We start from the raw sequence: 17,449 nt of genomic DNA on the forward strand, positions 1-17,449 counted from the left end.
GGACCGGCGGTGCCGGTTGATGTGGGGACGGCGGTGCCATAGCGTCCTAGCAACGTTGCTGGTCTGAGAGGGTTGCTGGGTGGCTACACGACGAGGGTTGACGATCGAAGATCGGACGGAGATCTCGACTGGGTTGAAGGCGGGCTGGTCGATCAGCGCGATCGCGGCCGGTCTGGGCCGTGACAAGGGCACGATCTCGCGCGAGGTCCGCCGCAACAGCACCGCGACCGGGGAGCCTGTCGAGTTTTCTGTGTAAGTCGTTCAGGTGTTCGGGTTAGAGGTGATGGTTGATTTGTTCGGGGTAGGCCAGTGAGAGTTGCTCCAGTGCTCGTTTCCAGTTGGTGGTGACTGCGCCCTCGACGAGGCGGCCGGGTGCGCGGCGTTTGTCGGCGGGCATGCCGCGTTCATTCTCGCGTTCGCGGGCGCGTTTGTCCTCGATGTTGCAGATCGCCATCCACAGCAGCTTCACCGCGGCGGCGTCGTTGGGGAAGTGTCTGAAGCGCCCCGGGTTTGGTGGAGGCTCGGTTATCTGGAACCGGTTCCGATCGGAACCTGGTCTTCAGGGTAGCGGGCGACCTCGTGGGATGCCCAATGGGTGGTCTCGAACTCGACGGGCGGGACGTGCCCGATCTCGCCATGCAGGCGTCGGTGGTTGAACCAGTCGACGTATTCAGCGACGGCGATCTCGAGATCCTTGATCGACGCCCAGCCGCCTTTCGGGCGCATGGCCGGGTTGCGGATGCACTCGGCCTTGAACAGCGAGTTGAACGCCTCGGCCATGGCGTTGTCGTAGCTGTCGCCGACCGTCCCGACCGACGCGACGGCGTCGGCTTCGGCGAGCCGCTCGGTGTAGCGAATCGCTCGATACTGGACTCCGGCATCCGAGTGGTGGATCAAGCCGGTGGTGTCCTGGCCTGCGCGGCGGCGTTCCCAGAGGCCCATGTCGAGCGCGTCGAGGGCGAGGTCTGTGCGCAGGCTCGTGGAGACCTGCCAGCCGACGACGCGGCGACTGAACACGTCGAGGACGAACGCGGCGTAGACCCATCCGGCATGGGTGCGGATGTAGGTCAGGTCCGCGACCCAGAGCTGGTTCGGCGCTGTCGCGGTGAAGGCACGCTTGACCAGGTCCGCGGGCCGCGGTCTCGGCGCCTTCCCCGAACGTGGTCGTGCGGGTCTTGTCGCGCCGGATGCCCTGGATGCCCGCCGCGCGCATCAGGCGTTCGACCGTGCAGCGCGCGACAGCGACGCCTTCGCGGTTGAGTGCGGCGTGGATCTTCCGCGCGCCGTAGACGCCGAGGTTGTCCTTGTGGACGACCCGGATATCCTCGGTCAGCTCTGCGTCGCGCTGCGCCCTGGCCGACGGTGGGCGCGTCTTGGCAGCGTAGTAGGTGCTCGGGGCGATCTGGGTGCCCGCGTCGGTGAGGACGCGGCAGATCGGCTCGACCCCGAACCGGTCGCGGTGCCCGTCGATGTACTCGACGAGCACCGCGGTGGGAACCTCGGTTACTTCAGCTTGCGGTCGAGCTCCGCGGCGGCGAAAAAAGCCGACGCCGTCTTCAGGATCTCGTTCGCCCGCCGCAGCTCCCGGACCTCACGCTCGAGCTCGACGATCCGCTGCGCTTCGGCGGTCGTCGTCCCCGGCGCCTGGCCGGCGTCGATCTCGGCCTGCTTCACCCAGCCGCGCAACGTCTCCGCGTTGACGCCGAGCTGCTCCGCGATGCGCTGCAGCGCACCCGCCTTCCGCGCCGGGTCCTGCCGAGCCTCGACCGCCAACCGCGTCGCACGCTCACGCAACTCGTCCGGGTACTTCCGTGGTGCTGCCATGACTCTCATCCTCCGTGAGTTGAGAACCTCCACTGAACCCGGGGCGCTTCAGAACTCGGTTTTCAGGGTGGACCAGAAACTCTCCTGTTGAGCGTTGTCCCAGCACACCCCGGTCCGCCCGACAGACAACCGGACACCGAGCTCATCGGCGACAGCGGCGAGTTGGCTCGAGGTGTATTGGCAGCCGCGGTCAGCGTGGAAGATCACGTTCTCGGTGCAGCCGGTGGCCGGGTCGCGGAAGGTGTGTGCGTTGCGCAGGGCGGTCTCGACCAGATCGGTGTGCAGGGACTCGGAGAACGCGTAACCGATCACCCGGCGTGAGCAGCCGTCGCGGACCGCGCACAGGTATAGCCAGCCCTTCCCGGTCCGCAGGTACGTGATGTCCGAAGTCCACACCACGTTCAGTTCGCCCTGATCGAAGCGGCGCTCGACCAGGTCCGGGATCGAGTGCGGGTACTCGTCGGCGAGGGTGGTCACCGGCGTCCACGCCCGCGGACTAATGCCCTCGATCCCGTTGATACGCATGAGTTCTGCCACCGTCTTGCGGGAGACGGCCTCACCATCGGCGCGCAGATCAGCATGGATCCGGGGAGCCCCGTACACGCCATCGGACTCGGTATGCGCCTTGCGGATCTTCTGTGTGAGCTCGTCGCGTCGCTGCTGGCGTGAGCTGGGCTCATCATCCCGGCGGGCGAGCCAGGCGTAGTAGCCCGAGCGGGACACTCCCAGCAGCCGTACGCAGCGACTGATTCCGTAGCCGGCCTCCTCCGCCTCGATCACAGCGAACGCCTCGGCGGGTTCGACTGCTCGGAGGCGAAGAAGGCCGCTGCCTTTTTCAGGAACTCCCTGTCAATCCGCAACTCGGTGACCTCGCGGCGCAGGCGTTCAAGTTCGGCGCGTTCGTCGGCATCGATTGCCGGCGGCGGGTCGTCCATCGCGGCGCGTTCCTTGGCCACCCACCTGCCCAGCAGTTGCTCGCTGAGCCCGATCTCCCGGGCCACCTCAGCGATGGTACGGCCGGTATCGATCACCAGATACGCAGCATCCTGACGGTACTTCGGGGTGTAACTCTTCCGTTGACGAGAACCCATGGGGTCCATCCTCTCCTGCCGGCACAAACCCGGCGATCAGGATGTCCACTCAACGGGGGCAACCTCATGGTGAACATCGCCGTCGTTATGGTGTGTCGTGATGGTTGATGAATCCGCGTTCACCCGGGGCGCACGACTTCGTCTGGGACTGCACGTTCTCGTTGTCGTGCTGGCGTTGATCGTCCTGCTGCGGGCGGTGCTGCTTTCCGAGGCATCGGCGGGATGGATCGGGGCGTTGACTGCGCTGTTCGTTGTCGTTCACATCGTCGGTGCCAGTACGTTGCGTGCTCCGGTTGCGCGATTGGCTTGGTTGGGATCGTTGTGTGTGGTGTGGGTGGCGATGGCGCTTCTGGGCGCCGACGCGGCGTACGTATCGTTCGGACTCATCCTGCTCTTCATGACCGAGGTGCCGCTCGTGCCCGCGGTGTCTGCGGTGGCGGTGATCACGGGTGTCAACGTGCTGATCGGCGTCCACACTCGGGGACAGTGGGGCGTAGCGCTGGTCGGGTCGTTGCTCGGGGCTGTGGTCGGTATCGTTGTCGGGCTCGGTTTTCGGGTGCTGTTTCACGAGACGGAGCGCCGGCAGCAACTGATCGAAGACCTGCATCGCACTCGCGCGGAGCTGGCGAAGACCGAGCGCTCCGCGGGCGAACTGGCCGAACGTGAGCGGTTGGCCAGCGAGATTCATGACACCGTCGCGCAGGGGCTGAGCAGCATTCAGATGCTGTTGCACGCCGCTGAGGCCGAAGATCTGCCCCCGGGTGTTGCAGATAAGATCGTCATGGCTCGGCGGACCGCGTCGGCGGGATTGGCGGACGCGAGACGTCTGATCGCGGCCCTCTCGCCAGCCGATCTGGTGGGTAGCTCACTCGTCGACGCGTTGGGCCGGGTGTGTGAGCGAGCCGCGGCCGGGAGGTGTGACGTGCGTCTTCTTGTGGAGGGACAGGCGGTGTCCTTGCCGATGCCGGTGGAATCGGCTCTGGTGCGCCTCGCCCAGGGGGCGGTCTCGAACGTGATCCGCCATGCCGATGCCGGCCACGCGGTGGTCACCCTCGGCTATGGCGCTGGCGCCGTACACCTGGACGTGGTCGATGACGGGCAGGGATTCGATGTCGCGATCCTCGATGATCCGTCCGCACACAACTTCGGGCTCAATGCCATGCGGACCCGGGTCGAGCAGCTCGATGGACAGTGGTCCATCGAATCGGAGCCCGGCCACACCGCAGTGTCGGTGACGTTTCCGCTCGCACAGCAAGGCGAGGAGCCCCGATGGTCCGGCTGATGCTCGCGGACGACCATGCGATCGTCCGCGCCGGACTACGAGCACTGCTTGAGCGGCATTCGGATGAAGTCTCGATCGTCGCCGAAGCCTCTACGGGGGAAGAAGCCGTGGCGTTGTGTCGTGACGGGTTGATCGATCTCGTCCTCATGGATCTGCGGTTCGGCACCGGACTGAGCGGCGTGGAGGCGACCAGCCAGATCCGGGCCCTGCCGAACGCTCCACGGGTATTGGTGGTGACGAACTACGACACCGATGCCGAGATTCTGCGGGCAATCGAGGCCGGCGCCAGCGGCTATCTCCTCAAGGACACTGCACCGGCCGAACTCTTCACGGCAATCGTCGCGGCAGCAGGGGGCGCGAGCGCGTTGTCACCCGCGGTGGCATCGAAACTGATGGCGCAGATGCGTGATCCGGGCCCGACCCTCACCCCACGTGAAATTCAGGTCTTGGAGGCTGTTGCTGCAGGATTCTCCAACCGAGAGATAGCGCGTCGGATGTTCCTCAGCGAGGGCACGGTCAAGACCCACCTGACGAACACTTTCGGCAAACTGGGTGTGCGATCGCGGACCGCCGCTGTGGCACAGGCACGGGCGCGGGGGATCATCGACGCCACCACCGACTAGATCTACCGCCCAGTCCGACGGTCGGGTGCGACCTCTGGCCGTATCGGCTGCGTGTGTCGCCCGTGTGGCTCCGGACTGCGCCGCTTCATGCGGTCTCTATCCAAAGTCGTAGATGAATCTCACCGTTCGTCCGATGTGCCAGAGTGCGTATTCCGGTCGGATAGAAGGTGTGAAGATACTTGTCAATTCCGCGTTCGGGTACGCCGTCGCGGGTCTGGCGTCGGGCCTGTACTACCGGGAGCTGACCAAGGCCCAGGACTTCGACGGCCCGACTCAACTGTCCATCGTGCACACCCATTTCCTGGTCCTCGGGGTGCTGTTCCTACTGATCGTCGCGGTCTTCGAGCGCCTGTTCGCGCTCTCGACCAGCCCCCTCTACCGATGGTTCACCGTCACCTTCCACGCCGGCCTGCTCCTCACGGTGGCGATGCAGCTCGTCCACGGGACCATGCAGGTCTTCGACAGGGAAGCATCGGCCGCGATTTCGGGAATCGCTGGGATCGGTCACGTCCTGCTGACCGTCGCCTTTGTCGTCTTCTTCCTCGCACTGCGAAGCGCAGTCGCGCGCGCGCCGGAACACCGTGACCGTCGCGAAACAGCCAGCGCATCAAAGAATGTGGAAGAAGTGGCATGAGTGACCAGCCTCAACGTCCGGCGGCGACGTCGGATGCCCGCATCTTGGCGCGGGCGTTCCGTATCGTGGCAACGCTGGAAGCGGTGACCTGGCTCGGGTTGCTGATCGGCATGTACTTTAAGTGGATCGCGAAGAGCACCGAGGTCGGCGTCCGCATCTTCGGATCCCTGCACGGGGCGGTGTTCGTGACATTCGTCGTGCTCTCGATCGCGATGTACGTCAAGCTTGGCTGGCGCCTGCGGACCCTATTACTGGCGTTGGTGTCCTCGCTGCCGCCGTTCGCCACGATCGCGTTCGAAGTGTGGGCTGCCCGCACCGGGCGCTTCGTCCCGGGCGCGGACCGCTACTCCGACTTTCCCTCCCGCTATCCGACGTCGGTCCGATGAACGCGTTCCGGTCGAGATTGGACGCCACGATATGACATCACGCTTCATGAACACTCTCTTCGGGTCCCGGCGTCGGGCCGGTATCGTCGTGCTGCTATGGATCATCCTCGCGGGTGCACTCGCAAGCGTGGCCCCCGCCCTGGAGGACGTCGAAAACAACGCGGGCGCAAACGATCCGCCCGCATCATCGCAGTCCGTGCAGGCTGCCGAACTCGCTGCCCGCGAGTTCCCGCGCAGCGAGGGAACCCCCGCGATCGTCGTCGTACACGGCGCCGACAGGGCCGAGACCTCGGCGGCAGCGGACCGGATCACCGCGAGCATCGACGGTGCGAGAGCCGACAATCCCGCGATCGCCGCGACTGTCACCGCCGACAGCCCCGGCGGCGACAATCTGCGCACCACTGACGGTGACAGCGAAATGATTCTCGTGTCGCTGACAGGCGACCCGACCGACGAATCGTTCCAGGACACGGTCGGTGAGCTGCGTGATCTGGTCAGCGAGGCCGCCGGACCTGCTGATGCGGCGGTCACCGGGCCTGCAGGAATCGCCACCGACACCGTGAAGGTGTTCAGCAGCGGCGACAAGATCCTGCTCCTCGGAACGATCCTGCTGGTCGCCATCATCCTGATGGTGATTTACCGGTCGCCAGTCCTCGTGGTTGTCGCGCTGGCCGGTGTGGGCGTCGCGATGCGGATCGCCGAGACGGTGGGCGCGATGATGGCCGAGGCGGGCTGGTTCGACGTCAGTTCGCAGACCGCGTCGATCATGACCGTGCTGCTGTTCGGCGTCGGTACCGACTACGCACTGATCGTCACCGCCCGCTACCGTGAAGCCCTCGCGGAGGAACCGGATCGCTCCGCCGCCATGATGCGGGCGCTGCAAGGAGTGTCCGAGGCGATCTTGTCGAGTGTCTCGACGATCGTCCTGGCCATGCTGGCTCTGCTCGTAGCGGTCTCTCCGGCCCTGCGCGGATTCGGTCCCTATCTCGCGCTGGGCGTCGCTTCGATGGGGCTGGTCGCATTCACCTTCACCCCCGCACTCATGTTGCTCTTCGGAGGAAAGCTGTTCTGGCCCTCCACAACCCAGGCCGCGTCGGGACGCGCCGGCGGCAAGGTCTGGGAACGGATCGCGGATCTGGTCGACCGATCGCCGAAGGCTGTGCTGGTATCCACACTCCTCGGTCTTCTCGTGATGACCGCGGGCCTGGCCGGCTATCGTGAAAGCTTCGACTTCATCAGCGGATTCCGCATCGACACCCAGTCCGAGTCCGGTCAGAACATGATCGCTGACGCATTCGGGCCCGGGGAGATCGCGCCGTCCACCGTCTACGTCACCACACAGTCCGGGACACCGTCACCCGACTGGAACCAGATCACCAGCCGCCTGTTGGACGTGGACGGGGTGGCCCGAGTTGGCGAGCAACCCGCGGTCAGCGCTGACGGGACAACGGCAGCATTCCAAGTCGCCTTCACCGACAACCCCTACAGCCCTGAGGCAATGGACCGCGTAGACACCCTCGCGTCCGCTGCTCGGACTGCAGCGGACAGTGCGGGGATCGACGGTGCGCAGGTCCTCGTTGGCGGCGAAACAGCTCACTCCGCCGATATCCGGGCGGCGCTCGATCGCGACAACTGGGTCGTTGCCGCACTGGTCCTTGTGATCGTCGCCGCCGTTCTGGCACTGCTGCTGCGGTCCGTGCTCGCGCCTCTGTACCTGATCGGGACACTGGTGCTGTCGTTCACCGCGACCCTCGGGATCACGACCTTCATTACTGTCACGCTGCTCGGGGACGAGGGGATCGGGAACCGCGTTGCGATCTACATCTTCGTGTTCCTGGTTGCCCTTGGTGTCGACTACACCATCTTCCTGATGAGCCGCTACCGGCAAGAGCTATCGGCGCATCCACCACGGGCGGCCCTGCGGGTAGCGCTCACCCGATCAGGCGGGGTGATTTCGTCTGCAGGACTCATCTTGGCAGCCACCTTCGCGGTGCTGACCACCCAACCGATCCGAGAACTGTTCCAGTTCGGTCTCGCGATGGCGATCGGCATCCTGCTCGACACCTTCATTGTCCGGCCGCTCCTTGTTCCCGCGATCATGCGGCTACTCGGAGACAAGGCGCTGTGGCCGAGCGTGATTGAGGCGAGTGCGAAGCCAGCGATAGAGCCGTCCCACGTCTGAGGTACCGCCGCCAAGGGCCCGCGTCCCGGTAAGTGGACGCGGGCACTTGGCGCCGATCGGCCCACATCATCTCGAACGCCCATCCCCCATCAGCGGGGTCCTCGCCGTCTTCTCAGCCGAACTGGGGCTCGCCTGTCTCATCCGCTAGTGTCGCGTTTCATTAATTCCTAGCCGGTTGGGCTTTCGTCAGGATTTCGTCGGCGGTCTTGGTCCAGACGAAGGGGTGTTTGCGGTCGTTCCAGCCGGTGATGAAGGCGCGGATTTTGGTGTTGAGGTCTTTGACTGAGGTGAAGATCCCGCGGCGGATGGCTTGTCGGTCGATGATGCCGAACCAGACTTCGACGAGGTTGAGCCAGGACGCTGAGGTCGGGGTGAAGTGGACGTGGAAGTTCTTGTGTCGGGCGAGCCAGTCTTTCACTTCGGGGGTCTTGCCGGTGGCGTAGTTGTCCATGACCAAGTGCAGTTCCTGGTCGGGGTAGGTGCGATCCAGTTGCCGCAGGAACGCCAGGAACTCCTGGTGGCGGTGGCGCGGCTTGACTGCGGCGGTGACCTGCCCGGTGGCGATCTCCAGGGCGGCGAACAGGGTGGTGGTGCCGTGGCGTTTGTAGTCGTGGGTGCGGCGTTCGATCTGCCCGGGCTGCATGGGCAGCATCGGCGCGGTCCGGTCCAGGGCCTGGATCTGGGACTTCTCGTCCACGCTGAGCACGATCGCGTTCTCCGGCGGCGCCAGGTACAGGCCGACCACGTCGGTCACTTTGGCAACCAGCTCGGGATCGGTGGAGTACTTGAACGTCCCGGCCCGCCAGGGCTGGACTCCGTACTCGCGCCAGGCGCGTGAGACCGTGGCGTTCCCGATCTTCAAATGTCGTGCCAGCAGCCGTGAGGACCAGTGCGTGATGTCGTACTTCTTCGGCGGCGGCGTCAGGGTGGCCGCAACGATGTCGGCGTGATCGACCCGGCGGGGACGACCCGGACGGGCGGTATCGGCCAGCCCCGCGATCCCGTCGTGCAGATACCGGGTCCGCCACTTGACCACCGTCGCACTCGACGCCCCGGTCAACTCCCGAATCCGCGCGTTCGACACCCCCTGCGCAGCAAGGGAAACGATACGAGCTCGTTTCACCAGACCAGCCGAGGCCGTCGTCGACCGCAAGATCCTGTCGAGTTCAACATCATCGCCATCACGAAGCGCAATAGCCGGAGCAGGTGCATTCGCCATACCCCATTCTCCCACCCACCAAAGCGTTTATGAATTAACGACACGCGACACTAGATGAGTGATTCCCGGCGATGTGACTGGTGTGTCGCGTGGGATCTGAGCGCGAGGTCGCCCAGGATCGGTGTTGCTAACAACAACATCGACATAGGAGCCGAGATGCTCACCGATCTGGACGACCTCGCTACCGCACTCTACGTCACCTGCGACGACCTTCTCGCCGCCCACCCCGAGCGAGTCCCGGCACCGCGACCGGGATGTTTCACACCGGCCATCAGCGATCCCGAACTGCTCACCCTGGCGGTCATGCAGGCGTTGCTGGGCTACCCGAGCGAACGCCGCTGGCTGCGGTACGCCCACCAGAACCTGCTCGGCATGTTCCCGAACCTGCCGCAGCAACCCGGCTACAACAAACGCCTGCGCGCGCTGGCCCCGACGATGGCCTGGCTCACCCGCACCCTGACCGCACTCTGCGGGGTCGGCGGAGACTTGAATCACCGTCGGGCCCGTGCTGAGCGCCTGTGGCGCGAGCATGGAGCTGAGTACGCGACTGCGACTGCCGCGGCCACGGCGTTCGCCAAGCAGCTCGGTGTCGGCAAGGAGACCGTCCGCCGCTGGATCCTGCAGTGGCAGGTCGACGACGGAGCCCGCGCCGGCACGACCACCGAGGAACTCGCCGAGATCAAGCGACTGAAGGCCGAGAACAGGCGCCTGCGCGAGGACGTCGCGATCTTGAAAGCGGCAACCAGTTTCTTCGTGGGGGAACTCGACCCCCGAAACCGATGATCATGGGATTCATAGATTCACTGCGCCACAAGGGATTTGCCGTCGAGTCGATCTGCCGAGTGCTCACCGAGCAGGGGTGCACGATCGCGGCACGCACCTACCGGGCCTGGCGCACCGCACGCCCGGCCGCCCGGACCGTCACCGACGCACACACTGAAGCGCCCCGTGTCCCGCCCCGGGTTTGATGGAGACATCGAAACCTGGAGGAACAGAGGAAGATGGCAGCACAGCGTAAGTACCCGTTGGAGTTGAGGGAGCGGGCCACTCGGTTGGCGGTGGAGGCTCGGCGGGATCGGGCATCGAAGGTCGGTGCGATTGAGCGGATTGCGGACCAGCTCGGGGTGCATCCCGAGGCGTTGCGGACGTGGGTGAAGCAGGCCGAGATCGACGGCGGTGTCGTGCCGGGTGTCACCTCGGCCGAGGCGGGCCGGATCGCGGAGTTGGAGCGGGAGAACCGTGAGTTGCGGCGGGCGAACACGATCTTGAAGCAGGCATCGGCTTTCTTCGCCGCGGGGCTGGACCGTCCGGCGAGGTAGCTGTTCCCACGGCGTTGAGGGTCGAGTTCGTGGACTCCGTTGCGGAGGAACACGGCGGCGTCCAGCCGGTCTTGGCTGCCTTGGAGGGCACGAGTGCCGAGATCGCGTCGTCGACCTACTACGCCTACAAGGCTCGGCCCGCTTCGCCGCGGTCGATCCGTGATGAGGAGTTGACCAAGATGATCAGGAAGGTGCACGAGGAGAACATGGAGGTCTACGGCGCGAGGAAGGTGTGGCACGAGATCAACCGGCAGATGCCGAGCCAGCCCGGCCAGTCGGCGGGGCCGGGCCGGGAGTCGGTGGCGCGGTGCACGGTCGAGCGGCTGATGCGGACCGCCGGGCTGCGGGGTGTGCTCCGCGACAAGCATCCCCGCACCACCAGGCCCGCGGCGGAGACCGGCCGGCCCGCTGACCTGGTCGACCGTGACTTCACCGCGTCGCGGCCCGACCGGTTGTGGGTAGCGGATCTGACATATGTGAGGACGATGTCGGGGTGGGTGTACGCGGCGTTCGTACTGGACGTCTACTCGCGGATGATCGTGGGCTGGCAGGTCTCGACGGGCCTCTACACCGACCTCGCCCTGGACGCGCTGCAGATGGGGATCTGGCGTCGCCAGCGCGACGGGCGGGACCTGACCGGACTGGTCCACCACTCCGACAGGGGCGCCCAGTACCGAGCGATCCGCTACACCCAGCGGCTCGCTGAGGCCGACGTGGTCGCCTCGGTGGGGTCCAAGGGCGACAGTTACGACAACGCGATGGCCGAGGCGCTGAACTCGCTGTACAAGGCCGAGCTGGTCCGCGGCCCCAGGCAGCGACGCAAGGGGATGTGGCACGGCATCGATGACCTCGAGATCGCCACCGCCGAGTGGGTCGACTGGTACAACCAGCGACGGCTCCACGGCGAGCTCGGACACGTCCCGCCCGCCGAGTACGAGGCCGCCTACTGGGCCAGCCTCGATCAAGCAGCCGACGACAAGAACGCCGCCTGACACGGCCACTGCAGGCCGATCACACGTCCAGGCCAACTCGGCTCTGGCAACCAAGGAAACCAACTAAATCAGTCTCCAAGAAACCCGGGGCTGACACGTTGGAAGTTGCTTTCGATCGGGGTGCAAATATCAGGATCGTTCCCAACAATGAGGGCTACGATTCCTGGAGTGTCACTTATCCTCCGGATCGCATCCTCATAGGAAACCCAGAATTCGCATAGTTCTTGTTTGAGAGGTCCGGGAGTCCCGCGGGCGACCTCGCAGAACGCCGTGTGTGCGGTCGGCCAGGGCGCCCCGAAACATAGCTGGACCTATTGGAGGGGATGTCCGCCGGCCGTATTGTGTCGAGCGCGGGCTGCAGGCTGGCAGTCGGCGCTGGCCGGCCGTTCTGGCACCTGTGCTCAGCGTCGTGCGTGGGCCGGAACCCGAGCGAGGGCCATGCAGTACTCGGTGCACGCCTCGGCGAGTTCGGCGGCGGTGACGTCCGGCTCGGCGAGCCAGCCTGCGAGCAGATGGTTGACGCCGCCGACCATGAAGCGGGCTCGCCGCCGGGCCTCGGGTCCGTTCGGCGGAGCGACGCCCTCGGCTTCGGCGCCGTACTGGACCATCAGATCGGCGATCACGTCCAGGGTGTCGTGCTCCCAGGTCTCCAGTCCCGCGACGCCGGCGACGTCGGTGGTCATGATGCGGTGGAACTCCGGGTCGTCGGAGAACGCCTGAAGGAACGCGGTCAACGCCGCCCGGAAGCGCTGGTCGGCGGGGCCGCCGGCGGCGTCGCTGGTCTCCAGCAGGATCTGCACCAGTTGTTCGCGGACCTGGCCGGCGACCGCCACCAGCAACTCGTCACGATTCGCGAACTGCTCGTAGAAGTAGCGGTGCGTCAGACCCGACGCGGCGCACACGCCGCGGACGCTCACCGCGTCCAGCCCGGCACCGCCCCAGAGCGTTCGGGCGGCGTCGATCAGCCGGCGACGGCGCTCGTCGCGCCGCTGCTGTGCACTCAGTCCGCCGTAGTCGCGGACGGCCGCCTCGCGTCCCATTGACAGCACTATAGCCGCGGTCGTACGTTTTGGAACACAGCCGTGTTCCAATATCGCCCGACAGCCCTGGAAGGGACCGAGCCATGACTCAGCCCGTCGATGCAGACTCCCGCCCGCTGCCCGCTCGGTTTCCCCGCAAGCCCGTCCCGGTGGCGGCAGGCATGCGGGTGATCGGCCGGCTTCTCGGCGTGCCGCCGGTGCCCGGCGATGCCGAGTTCGCCCGGCTGGGAGAGCTCCTCTACGCCGGTGACCAGGAGATGGACGCGCTGGTGGACTGGATGTTCGAGAAGGGCGTCGCCGAGACCAAGCCGCTGTTCCGGCAAGCGCTGTCCGAGGGGATCGCCGCGGTGCCCGACGCGCCGCCGCAACTGCGCACCTTCTTCGAGACCTACGAGGCCGTTCCCGACTGGGTCGACGAGGACAAGCTCCGCCTCGCCGCGGCGGTGATGCGCAGCGGCGGGGCCGACGGCCTCTACCTCGCCCGCGACGTCGCCCTGATCGGCGGCTACCAGTACTCCGGCTTCAACCAGACACTGCTGCGCACCGGCGCGCTGGAGAAGGGGTCGAACGCCCGCTTCGCCGAAACCACCCAGTGGGCGCTGGACGTGATTACGCCCGACGGGCTGCGCCCCGGCGGCGTGGGCTACCAGTCCACCCTGCACGTGCGGTTCATCCACTCGATGGTGCGTCGGCACGTCGAGGCGATGCCCGACTGGGACGACCGGAAATGGGGCCTGCCGATCAACCAGACCGACATGGCCGCCACCCTGGTCGGCTCGCTGATCGCCCCGAGCGTGGGCGGCATCGGCATGGGCCTGATCAACCGTCCGCGCGAGTACGAGGCGATCGCCCACCTGACCCGCTACGTCGGCTGGCTGATCGGAGTCCGCGACGAGCTGCTGCCGCGGGACTTCCGGGACTCGGTGCGACTGCTCATCCATACTTCGGCCGCACTGGCCATCCCGGACGAGACCTCGAAGCTGCTCGCCCGGCCGATGGCCGGAGACCCCGACCAATGGCACTACGACACCGCGCCGCGACTGCGCCGCCGGATCGCCCGCAGCCAGCACCTGTCGATCACCGAAGGCTTCCTCGGCCCCCAGGCCATGCGGAACCTCGGGCTGAATCCCGTGGTGCTGCCCTGGTATCCGGTGTTGCGCACCCCGGTGAACCTGCTCCGTTCCGCCGCCAAACTGCGGTCCGGCGGACTCGAGCGGGCGTCTCGGCGCGGCGACCGGGAGACCAAGGCGTTCCTGCGCACCATGGCCGGTGACGACGTCCGTATCGGCGACTCCGCGCACGTCGCCTCCCGCGCAGCCGCGGCCTAGGGTCAGGTCGCGGCGTGGGGGGGCCGCGGGAACGGGCTACAGCGGCTTGACGACCGGGCCGGAGACAGTGGTGACCCCGCCGTCGGCGAAGTTCGCCACGTCGGCCAGCGCGGCCTGCCCGGCCGGTGAGCCGAGTGCGGCCGCCATCGCCTCGGCGGATGGGAAGGTCAGTGCGGCGATCAGGTAGTAGGGCGGCTGATTGCCCTCGGGGTCGGGAGCGGCCTTCATGATCTCCACCGACAGCAGGTCGGGGATCTGCGTGGCGATCGGGGCGTGGGTGCCCTCGTAGTAGGCGTCGAACGCGGCGGGGTCGGACGGGTGTCCGTACATCACATGAAGGCGATAAGTCATGATCGCGACGCTAGCGGTCGATCGGCCTGGGCGGCACGCGCTCGGACGAAACCGTCCGGAATCAGGACACCCGCGTCAGGACGCCGGGACCGTCGCGGTGATCGTCAGGTGGACGTCGTCGGCCACCTTGACGGTGCCCATCATGAGCGAGAACGGTTTGACCTTGAAGTCGGTCTGGGTCACGACGGTCTCGCACGAGAAGACGTCGCCGTCGGCGGTCACGGTCAGCGGATGCTGCCGGGTGACGCCGTGGACGGTGAGCTCGCCCTCGACGGCGTACGCGTCGCCGTCGCGCACGACCGCACTGGAGCGGTAGGTGATGTCCGGGAACTTCTTCGCATCGAGCGACTTGAGGGCGTTGCCGCGGGCGACGCCCGCCTCTGCGCCGGTCCACGGCGCGAGGCCGCCTTCGCCCTTGAGAACCTCCAGCGAGTCGACCTCGACGGTCAGCTGCACGGAGGTGGGGTGGCCGTCGTCGTCGAACGTCGTCTCCGCCGTCCACTGATTCATCCGGATCGTCAGCTTGTGCCCGGTGCGGGCGGCTCGCCCGGCGGTGCCGGTGTACAGGAGCAGTTCGCCGTCGGCGGCGGTCACGGTGCGGGTGTCGCTCATGGCGTCCACCCTGTCAGGCCCGCGAGGAGGCATCCAGGGACTTCGGTCATTTTGACCGGGGCGACGGCCCCGGCGTACTCTGGATCGCTGGTGCCTGGCCCACGTCCCGTCTCCGGGAGGTGGCGCTCAGCCCCGGGTCCCCACCGGTCGCCGGGAACACGCTGTGCCAGTGCATCCGACCGGCAGAAGAGAACAACAGTGAGGACTACTGTGCCTACCTACACCCCGAAGGCCGGTGACATCACCCGCGAGTGGTACGTCATCGACGCCACCGACGTGGTGCTCGGCCGCCTCTCCGTGCAGGCTGCGAACCTGCTGCGCGGAAAGCACAAGCCGACCTACGCCCCGCACATGGACGGCGGCGACTACGTCATCATCATCAACGCCGACAAGATCGCGCTCAGCGGCAACAAGGCCGACGACAAGAAGATCTACCACCACTCGGGTCACCCGGGCGGCCTGAAGTCCCGCACCATGGGCGAGGTTCTGGCGACCCGTCCGGACCGTCTCGTGGAGAAGGCCATCAAGGGCATGATCCCCAAGAACAAGCTCGGCGACCAGATCGCATCGAAGCTGAAGGTCTACGCCGGCCCGAACCACCCGCACGCCGCTCAGCGCCCCGTTCCCTTCGAGATCAAGCAGGTGTCCCAGTGACCAACGAGAACGTGAACAACGACGTCGAGGTCGTTGACGAAGAGGTCGTGCTGGAAGACGGCGCGTACACCACCGAGTCGGCCGACGCCCCGGCCGACGAGGTCGTCTCGCGCGGACCGGTCGTCATCGACCGTCCGATCCAGACCGTCGGCCGCCGCAAGGAGGCCGTCGTCCGCGTCCGCCTGCTGCCGGGCACCGGCGAGTTCACGCTCAACGGCCGCGCCCTCGAGGACTATTTCCCGAACAAGGTGCACCAGCAGCTGATCAAGGCTCCGCTGGTCACCGTCGAGCGTCCGGACGTGTTCGACGTCCACGCCAAGCTGGTCGGTGGCGGCCCCTCGGGCCAGGCCGGCGCACTGCGCCTGGCGATCGCCCGCGCCCTGATCGAGGTCAGCCCCGAGGACCGTCCGGCCCTCAAGAAGGCCGGCTTCCTCACGCGCGACCCGCGTGCCGTCGAGCGCAAGAAGTACGGCCTGAAGAAGGCCCGCAAGGCTTCGCAGTACAGCAAGCGCTAAGTGGCACGTCTTTTCGGCACCGACGGCGTCCGGGGCCGGGCCAACGACCAGCTCACCGCAGAGCTGGCGCTGGGCCTGGCCTCGGCCGCCGTTTGCGTTCTCGGTGCAGACGCTCTCGACTCCGGCACCCGCCCCCGAGTGGTGGTCGGACGTGACCCGCGCGCATCGGGCGAACTCTTGGAAGCCGCGCTGTGCGCCGGTCTGGCCGCCGCAGGCGCCGACGCGATCCGGGTCGGCGTGGTGCCGACCCCGGCCGTGGCCTTCCTGACCGCCGACTACGCGGCGGACTTCGGCGTGATGATCTCCGCCTCCCACAATCCCATGCCGGACAACGGCATCAAGCTCTTCGGCGCCGGTGGGCACAAGCTCGCCGACGACGTCGAAGACGCGATCGAAGCGGCGATGGGCGGGACCTGGCCCCGCCCGGTCGGTGCGGACGTCGGCCGGCTGGTCGACGCCCCCGACGCGGTGCACCGCTACCTCGACCATCTCGTCGCCAGCGGCGGCAGTCATCTCGACGGCCTGACGATCGTCGTCGACTGCGCCAACGGCGCCGCCTCGCACATCGGGCCGCAGGCCTACGCCGCCGCCGGTGCGCAGGTGATCCCCATCCACGCCGAACCCGACGGCCTCAACATCAACGACGGCTGCGGCTCCACGCACCTCGGCAACCTCCAGGCCGCCGTGCTCGAGCACGGCGCCGACCTCGGCCTGGCACACGACGGCGACGCCGATCGCTGCCTGGCCGTCGACTCCACCGGCGCCGTCGTCGACGGCGATCAGATCATGGCCATCCTGGCGCTGGCCATGCATGAGCGCGGCGCGTTGACCGACGACGTCCTGGTGGCGACCGTGATGAGCAATCTCGGACTGCATCTGGCGATGAAGGAGGCCGGCATCGAGGTCCGCGTGACCGGCGTCGGCGACCGCTACGTGCTCGAAGAACTGCGCTCGGGCGGCTATGCGCTCGGCGGCGAGCAGTCCGGGCACATCGTGATTCCGTCGGCGGGCACCACCGGCGACGGTGTCCTCACCGGTCTGCTGCTGGCCCGCCGCGTCGCCGAGACCCGCACCCGGCTGGCGGACCTGGCCGCGGTGATGTCGGTGCTGCCGCAGGAGCTGATCAACGTCTCGGTGACCGACAAGCACGCCGTGGCTGCCGCCGACAGTGTGCAGCAAGCCGTCGCCGCGGCACAGGCGCAGCTCGACGGCACCGGCCGGATCCTGTTGCGCCCCTCCGGAACCGAGCAACTCGTCCGCGTCATGGTCGAGGCGACGACTGCCGACGACGCGCGCGAGATCGCGCAGCGGGTCGCCCAGGTCGTCGCCGGCGTATGAGCCCGGGGGCGGTGCATCACTGCTCCGTCGCTCGCGAGCCGGTCCGCGTCGCCTGATCC

17 protein-coding genes, 6 pseudogenes and 1 other annotated feature are annotated in these 17,449 nt (G+C 66.9%); of the genes and pseudogenes, 13 read left to right on the forward strand and 10 right to left on the reverse strand.

Annotated elements, in window-relative coordinates; translation table 11 throughout:
• Positions 1-79 precede the first annotated feature (79 nt).
• A pseudogene (locus C6V83_RS06335) lies at positions 80-232 on the forward strand (helix-turn-helix domain-containing protein); the annotation flags it as partial.
• Positions 233-274: 42 nt separating this feature from the next.
• Here C6V83_RS06335 and C6V83_RS06340 read toward each other — a convergent pair.
• From C6V83_RS06340 to C6V83_RS06355, 6 genes and pseudogenes are all read right to left on the reverse strand, one after another.
• Positions 275-493: pseudogene (locus C6V83_RS06340) on the reverse strand (IS256 family transposase); the annotation flags it as partial.
• 32 nt (positions 494-525) lie between these two features.
• Positions 526-1,161 (reverse strand): annotated as a pseudogene (locus C6V83_RS18935) (IS3 family transposase); the annotation flags it as partial.
• 73 nt (positions 1,162-1,234) lie between these two features.
• Positions 1,235-1,486: pseudogene (locus C6V83_RS18940) on the reverse strand (IS3 family transposase); the annotation flags it as partial.
• Positions 1,394-1,546 (reverse strand) — a sequence feature (AL1L pseudoknot). It overlaps the preceding pseudogene by 93 nt.
• On the reverse strand, positions 1,504-1,824 hold the full coding sequence (locus C6V83_RS18945; RefSeq protein ID WP_267893972.1) for a transposase: 321 nt from the start codon (positions 1,822-1,824) through the stop codon (positions 1,504-1,506). Its footprint overlaps the feature before it by 43 nt.
• 48 nt (positions 1,825-1,872) lie before the next feature.
• On the reverse strand, positions 1,873-2,604 hold the full coding sequence (locus tag C6V83_RS06350; RefSeq protein WP_105941681.1) for an IS3 family transposase: 732 nt from the start codon (positions 2,602-2,604) through the stop codon (positions 1,873-1,875).
• Complete coding sequence (locus tag C6V83_RS06355; RefSeq protein WP_105941682.1) at positions 2,601-2,924, reverse strand: transposase; 324 nt, start codon at positions 2,922-2,924, stop codon at positions 2,601-2,603. Before C6V83_RS06355 ends, C6V83_RS06350 begins: the two co-directional genes overlap by 4 nt.
• A gap of 91 nt (positions 2,925-3,015) precedes the next feature.
• Here C6V83_RS06355 and C6V83_RS06360 point away from each other — a divergent pair, with 91 nt between their 5' ends.
• The 5 genes from C6V83_RS06360 to C6V83_RS06380 all read left to right on the forward strand — a co-directional run bounded on the left by C6V83_RS06360 (position 3,016) and on the right by C6V83_RS06380 (position 8,022).
• A complete protein-coding gene (locus tag C6V83_RS06360; RefSeq protein ID WP_105941683.1) occupies positions 3,016-4,197 on the forward strand; it encodes a sensor histidine kinase in 1,182 nt (393 codons plus the stop codon).
• Positions 4,185-4,820: a response regulator gene (locus C6V83_RS06365; RefSeq protein WP_105941684.1), complete on the forward strand. Its 636-nt coding sequence runs from the start codon at positions 4,185-4,187 to the stop codon at positions 4,818-4,820. The genes C6V83_RS06360 and C6V83_RS06365 overlap by 13 nt, the downstream gene beginning before the upstream one ends.
• Positions 4,821-4,989: 169 nt before the next feature.
• A complete protein-coding gene (locus C6V83_RS06370; RefSeq protein ID WP_234353895.1) occupies positions 4,990-5,454 on the forward strand; it encodes a DUF2871 domain-containing protein in 465 nt (154 codons plus the stop codon).
• Positions 5,451-5,840: a DUF3817 domain-containing protein gene (locus C6V83_RS06375; protein ID WP_105941685.1), complete on the forward strand. Its 390-nt coding sequence runs from the start codon at positions 5,451-5,453 to the stop codon at positions 5,838-5,840. Before C6V83_RS06370 ends, C6V83_RS06375 begins: the two co-directional genes overlap by 4 nt.
• 46 nt (positions 5,841-5,886) lie before the next feature.
• Positions 5,887-8,022, forward strand: coding sequence for an MMPL family transporter (locus C6V83_RS06380; RefSeq protein WP_234353896.1), 2,136 nt, complete (start codon positions 5,887-5,889; stop codon positions 8,020-8,022).
• 160 nt (positions 8,023-8,182) lie between these two features.
• On the opposite strand, the gene C6V83_RS06385 is transcribed toward C6V83_RS06380, so the two are convergent.
• A complete protein-coding gene (locus tag C6V83_RS06385; protein ID WP_105941687.1) occupies positions 8,183-9,241 on the reverse strand; it encodes an IS630 family transposase in 1,059 nt (352 codons plus the stop codon).
• Positions 9,242-9,397: 156 nt separating this feature from the next.
• Here C6V83_RS06385 and C6V83_RS19125 point away from each other — a divergent pair.
• The 3 genes and pseudogenes from C6V83_RS19125 to C6V83_RS06400 all read left to right on the forward strand — a co-directional run.
• Positions 9,398-9,727 (forward strand): annotated as a pseudogene (locus C6V83_RS19125) (IS982 family transposase); the annotation flags it as partial.
• Positions 9,728-10,173, forward strand: a pseudogene (locus tag C6V83_RS18690) (IS3-like element ISPfr13 family transposase); the annotation flags it as partial.
• A 69-nt stretch (positions 10,174-10,242) separates the two neighbouring features.
• A protein-coding gene (locus C6V83_RS06400) for an IS3 family transposase (RefSeq protein ID WP_407646249.1) occupies positions 10,243-11,552 on the forward strand; the annotation gives its coding sequence in 2 pieces (ribosomal slippage) (positions 10,243-10,555 and positions 10,555-11,552; 1,311 coding nt in all).
• A 401-nt stretch (positions 11,553-11,953) separates the two neighbouring features.
• Here the strand turns inward: C6V83_RS06400 and C6V83_RS06405 are convergent.
• Positions 11,954-12,592, reverse strand: a complete 639-nt coding sequence (locus C6V83_RS06405; RefSeq protein WP_105941689.1) for a TetR/AcrR family transcriptional regulator — start codon at positions 12,590-12,592, stop codon at positions 11,954-11,956.
• An 83-nt stretch (positions 12,593-12,675) separates the two neighbouring features.
• On the opposite strand from C6V83_RS06405, the gene C6V83_RS06410 reads away from it, so the two are divergent.
• Positions 12,676-13,920 carry an oxygenase MpaB family protein gene (locus C6V83_RS06410; protein ID WP_105941690.1) on the forward strand — a complete coding sequence of 415 codons (1,245 nt, stop codon included), beginning with the start codon at positions 12,676-12,678 and terminating at the stop codon, positions 13,918-13,920.
• Between the two features lie 36 nt (positions 13,921-13,956).
• Here the strand turns inward: C6V83_RS06410 and C6V83_RS06415 are convergent, their stop codons facing one another.
• Together C6V83_RS06415 and C6V83_RS06420 are read right to left on the reverse strand one after the other, a co-directional pair.
• Positions 13,957-14,271, reverse strand: a complete 315-nt coding sequence (locus C6V83_RS06415; RefSeq protein WP_105941691.1) for an EthD family reductase — start codon at positions 14,269-14,271, stop codon at positions 13,957-13,959.
• A gap of 75 nt (positions 14,272-14,346) precedes the next feature.
• A complete protein-coding gene (locus tag C6V83_RS06420; protein ID WP_105943765.1) occupies positions 14,347-14,883 on the reverse strand; it encodes a YceI family protein in 537 nt (178 codons plus the stop codon).
• Positions 14,884-15,093: 210 nt separating this feature from the next.
• Here C6V83_RS06420 and rplM point away from each other — a divergent pair, with 210 nt between their 5' ends.
• From rplM to glmM, 3 genes are read left to right on the forward strand one after another with little or no spacing between them, the layout of a single operon-like run.
• On the forward strand, positions 15,094-15,537 hold the full coding sequence (rplM, locus tag C6V83_RS06425) for a 50S ribosomal protein L13 (protein WP_105941692.1): 444 nt from the start codon (positions 15,094-15,096) through the stop codon (positions 15,535-15,537).
• Positions 15,534-16,052 (forward strand): 30S ribosomal protein S9, encoded by a 519-nt coding sequence (rpsI, locus tag C6V83_RS06430; protein WP_105941693.1) that lies wholly within the window; start codon positions 15,534-15,536, stop codon positions 16,050-16,052. Before rplM ends, rpsI begins: the two co-directional genes overlap by 4 nt.
• Positions 16,053-17,390 (forward strand): phosphoglucosamine mutase, encoded by a 1,338-nt coding sequence (glmM, locus tag C6V83_RS06435; protein WP_105941694.1) that lies wholly within the window; start codon positions 16,053-16,055, stop codon positions 17,388-17,390.
• Positions 17,391-17,449 lie beyond the last annotated feature (59 nt).

It is taken from the genome of Gordonia iterans, from assembly GCF_002993285.1.
Taxonomy (GTDB): domain Bacteria; phylum Actinomycetota; class Actinomycetes; order Mycobacteriales; family Mycobacteriaceae; genus Gordonia; species Gordonia iterans.

Excerpts from the sequence above, each read along its gene's own strand:
- C6V83_RS18945 (WP_267893972.1), bottom strand. The coding sequence starts at position 1,824 with ATGGCAGCACCACGGAAGTACCCGGACGAGTTGCGTGAGCGTGCGACG.
- C6V83_RS06355 (WP_105941682.1), bottom strand. The coding sequence starts at position 2,924 with ATGGACCCCATGGGTTCTCGTCAACGGAAGAGTTACACCCCGAAGTAC.
- C6V83_RS06360 (WP_105941683.1), top strand. The coding sequence starts at position 3,016 with ATGGTTGATGAATCCGCGTTCACCCGGGGCGCACGACTTCGTCTGGGA.
- C6V83_RS06365 (WP_105941684.1), top strand. The coding sequence starts at position 4,185 with ATGGTCCGGCTGATGCTCGCGGACGACCATGCGATCGTCCGCGCCGGA.
- C6V83_RS06375 (WP_105941685.1), top strand. The coding sequence starts at position 5,451 with ATGAGTGACCAGCCTCAACGTCCGGCGGCGACGTCGGATGCCCGCATC.
- C6V83_RS06380 (WP_234353896.1), top strand. The coding sequence starts at position 5,887 with ATGAACACTCTCTTCGGGTCCCGGCGTCGGGCCGGTATCGTCGTGCTG.
- C6V83_RS06385 (WP_105941687.1), bottom strand. The coding sequence starts at position 9,241 with ATGGCGAATGCACCTGCTCCGGCTATTGCGCTTCGTGATGGCGATGAT.
- C6V83_RS06405 (WP_105941689.1), bottom strand. The coding sequence starts at position 12,592 with ATGGGACGCGAGGCGGCCGTCCGCGACTACGGCGGACTGAGTGCACAG.
- C6V83_RS06410 (WP_105941690.1), top strand. The coding sequence starts at position 12,676 with ATGACTCAGCCCGTCGATGCAGACTCCCGCCCGCTGCCCGCTCGGTTT.
- C6V83_RS06415 (WP_105941691.1), bottom strand. The coding sequence starts at position 14,271 with ATGACTTATCGCCTTCATGTGATGTACGGACACCCGTCCGACCCCGCC.
- C6V83_RS06420 (WP_105943765.1), bottom strand. The coding sequence starts at position 14,883 with ATGAGCGACACCCGCACCGTGACCGCCGCCGACGGCGAACTGCTCCTG.